Below are 2796 nucleotides of genomic sequence, written 5' to 3'. Positions count from 1 at the left end.
GCCTGCTGCTGTTTCATCAGCTCGGTAAGCAACCCCGAAAAGCCGATGACCTCGACGTTGTCGAGGTGGGCGACGACCTCCCGGGCCAGGACGATGCGGGTATCGAGATCCAGGGTAGGCCCCTTGCCGGGGCTTCCAGCGATGGCGATCACCACCCTGTCGAAGAGTCGCGCGGCGCGGTTGATCAGGTCGAAATGGCCGTTGGTGATGGGGTCGAAGGTCCCGGGATAGACGGCGATGTTCATCAGGCGTCTCCGTCATCGAGTCGGCCGAAGGGGTTGTCCGCTTTAAGCGAGACCGGTTGGGCATAGCCAGGAATATGGATATGGGTCTCGCTGAACTCGAGCTCCGGGCCCTCCAGCACGCCCACGCCAAAGCGATAGCGGGCCCTGAAGCGGCCGCTGTCGGCTTCCCGGTGATAGGCGGCGGCCTGTTCGCGGGTAGCGTCTCGTCGGGTCTTCCAGGCGGCGATGGCCGTCTCGCCATGGCGCTGTCGCAGCAGGCGTTCGGTGATCGCCGGTGACAGCAGGACACCGGTGGCGTTGTTGCCGCCGAAGCCCTTGGCATTGATCAGGGCAGCGTCGGCAATGAAGGGAATGGGTGTCGAGGAAAAGCGTAAGCGGTCGGCATGGACGTCATCGGCCACCGCGTCGAGGGTGGGAATTCCCGGAAGCAGACCATGGGCGAAGCTGCTCAGGGCACTGGTGAGCTGGTCGCCGGCGGCGCTGCCCTGGGAGTGTCCGACGAAGGCCTTGACCGCCACCACCGGCCAGTCCTGGATGCCATGGGCACGGGCCACCATGTCGAAGACGTGGGATTCGGTCACGCGATTCTTGGGGGTGCTGGTGCCGTGGGCGTGCAGGAAGCTGCGTTCACGCAGCGCTCGCTCGCCGAGCATGTCGCGGATGAAGGTGGCCGCCTTGCCCAGGGTGATGTAGTTGCCGATTCCCGGTGCCGAGATCGAACGCTTCCAGCCGTCGGCGTTGACGAAGACGGCCGGCACGCTACCGAGAATGTCGGCGCCGGTTTCCAGGGCCAGGTCGTCGTCCATCAGCATCACGAACTGGCTCGACTCGGCGATGGTGAAGCCGCAATTGCGGGCGAAGGGGCGGCATGCCCGCTGATAGTCGAGATCGGTGAGCAGTTCCAGGGCGTCGAGTGCCTTCAGACTGTCATCATCGGCCAGCGCCCCCATGGTCCGGAAGCCTTCGATGATCTCCGGTGTCACCGGCGCATCGGCGGTGCCTACCATCACGACTCGGCGACGACCGGCCTGGATGTCATCCACCCCCAGCCTCAGGTTGTAGAGGAAGCTGGCGCAGGCCCCCAGCATGGCCCCGGTGCCTCCTACGCTGCCCAGTACATAGGCATTGAGGAAGTCGGCGGGCATCTGGCCGTAACCCAGGGGCATCTGCTTGGAGGTGGCGCGCTTTCCCGAGACGAAGCTCTTGATCAGGCCGCCCCAACCCTCGTCGTCGAGCTGGCCGATGGAATTACCGGCATAAACCGCGACCTCGTCGGGGTCCAGGCGGTCGTGCAGATCATCCCACTCGAGGCCGCTGTCGCCCAGACAGTCGCTGGCGGCGAAGATGGCCATCGACAGCCCACGGGGATGGTGCACGCTGCGGTAGAACAGGCTTGGGTCGAAGCCGCTGGGCAGCTGACCGGCGGTCCGTACCTGTGCCTGGCGTTTCTCGGGCAGCATGACGTCCATCTGACCGGCGGGAACGACGACCTCGAGGGTATGGCGATCCAGCTCACGAACCTGCCAGGTCGCGGGGAGTTCGCTGGGGAGCTGCCGACGACGAATCCGGAAGGTGAGGGGGGTCTCCAGCGCCAGGCTGGCCCGCCGGTTTCCGGGCAGGCCTTCGTCGTTGAAGCGAGGATCCTCGATGCGGCGTATGAGGGTGTGGTCGAGGACCTGCTGGCGGGTCTGCTCGACGATGGCGCGAGCGTCCAGTACCCGGCCATCGCCATCCAGCCAGCCGCCGTTCACGTTAGTGCTGATCAGGCGCATCATCGCGGCCAGGCCCAGCAGGGTCCGGGCCTGGTCGTCATCGGGCAGGGCGTCGAGCACGGTACGCCGAAACGCCTGGTTCCCCGAGGTTCTGCCAGCGGGATTCACGCCCCCCATGCCGACAATCACCGGTAAATGTGACAAGCCGGGTTCCTCGTTGTGCTGTTGGAAGTCTGCGTTTCTGCTCGATTGTTTCTGGCCATCGATCATAGCACTCGGCTCGCCGCGGCGTCATGCAAGTGATATCACGCTACCTGCGCCACATCGGGGTCGCTGGTAGACTACGCCCTTCTCGATGTCGCTTTCCGTGTTCGCCATGCCAGACAATTCCCGTTTCATCGTCTCCAATCAGCCGGGTCCCCATCGGGACCTGGCAAGGCGCGTCAGCCGGGCGATGACTTGTCCGTTGCGCAAGCCGGTGGCCGAGCACACCCGAGAGGCCTTCGACAGGGCGCGACCATGGGGCACTGCCCGACAACGCCCTGCTGGTGCGTGCGGATCTGGTAGACTTCTGGCGGCTGGCTCTCGTGGATGGCTGGCAACCGGCCCGCCACTACCTGCTCTACCCCAATCCCTACCCCAAGGCGGCACATCTCAAGATGCGCTGGCATGGGCATCCGGTCTTTCCCGCCATTCTGGCACTGGGGGGACGTCTGGAAGTGCGATCCAACTGGTGGCTCTATGTGGAGGAGTTTGCTCGTGCGGTGAGCCAGGTGACCGGGCGGAGGGTCGAGGTACAGGAGCATGCGGTCGGGCCACAGGACGCGGGGCTGACCCCG

General features: G+C 65.2%; 2 protein-coding genes and 1 pseudogene. 1 reads left to right on the top strand and 2 read right to left on the bottom strand.

Annotated features, from left to right (window positions below):
• On the bottom strand, positions 1 to 245 hold a 245-nt coding region (locus ACESMD_RS03385), incomplete at its 3' end, for a pantetheine-phosphate adenylyltransferase (RefSeq protein WP_372610325.1).
• Complete coding sequence (locus ACESMD_RS03380; RefSeq protein WP_372610327.1) at positions 245 to 2134, bottom strand: beta-ketoacyl synthase; 1890 nt, start codon at positions 2132 to 2134, stop codon at positions 245 to 247. The genes ACESMD_RS03385 and ACESMD_RS03380, both read right to left, overlap by 1 nt.
• Positions 2135 to 2333: 199 nt before the next feature.
• Here ACESMD_RS03380 and ACESMD_RS03375 point away from each other — a divergent pair.
• Positions 2334 to 2796 (top strand): annotated as a pseudogene (locus tag ACESMD_RS03375) (SAM-dependent methyltransferase); the annotation flags it as partial.

Origin of the sequence: Halomonas sp. (assembly GCF_041689495.1) — a bacterium.
GTDB lineage: Bacteria > Pseudomonadota > Gammaproteobacteria > Pseudomonadales > Halomonadaceae > Halomonas.
The sequence above is the reverse complement of the archived record's forward strand: the minus strand, read 5'-3'. Positions and strand labels throughout refer to the sequence as shown.